General features: G+C 45.9%; 2 pseudogenes. One reads left to right on the plus strand and one right to left on the minus strand.

Features of this window, described 5'->3' with window-relative positions:
* Nucleotides 1-102, plus strand: a pseudogene (locus tag KIV40_RS31140) (EamA/RhaT family transporter); the annotation flags it as partial.
* A 4-nt stretch (nt 103-106) separates the two neighbouring features.
* Here KIV40_RS31140 and KIV40_RS31145 read toward each other — a convergent pair.
* Nucleotides 107-738 (minus strand): annotated as a pseudogene (locus KIV40_RS31145) (sensor histidine kinase); the annotation flags it as partial.

Below are 738 nucleotides of genomic sequence, written 5' to 3' on the forward strand. Positions count from 1 at the left end.
AAAGAGCGTATCCAATTCTCTACGTTTATTTGTATCGCCCTGTGTTTACTCGGGGTCTATGTCATGGTGAGACCGGAAACCGGTCCAGACGCGGAGCATGCCTTTGACCATTGTCTGTATGCTGGAAGGCATTTCGAATCAAGTTAGACACCACGATGCGATACAAACCTTCTGGAAGTTCGAGCTGTTTTCATCGACATTGATCGTCACATTAACGCACTTGCCTTGAAGCAAGTAATCTAGCTCATCGGTAATCTGTTTTAACCGTTCACCCACGGCAATAGCGTGGCTTGGTAACGATTTCCCCTCTTGGCGATTCAACCACAACAGAGTTTCGGTTAGATCCGTCATTGTATAGCCAGCACGCTCTATACGGTCGAGAACCTCCAACTGTTTTTCAGCAGGAAGTTGTTTGATGATCATTTTACGCAGCAACTCAGAATTCGAGCGTGTCACCGCAATTGGCGTCCTTAACTCATGACTGGCATACCCAAGGAAGCGTTGCTCTCGTTCTAGGCTCTCTTGTACCGAGCTCAGGCTCGACTGAACTAACTCTGCCAGATCGTTTAGCTCGCTGTAGTGAAAGTTGGGCACAGGTTGAGTCAGTTGTTCTTTATCTAAAGATTTGGCCCAATCCTTTAACTGCTCAACGGGTGACGAGATTTTGCGTTGCACCAAAATTAACGCGACAAAGAAAAATACAATAGCACCCAACCCAGTAAAAATGATGTAGATAAA

It is taken from the genome of Vibrio sp. D173a (genome assembly GCF_030248475.1).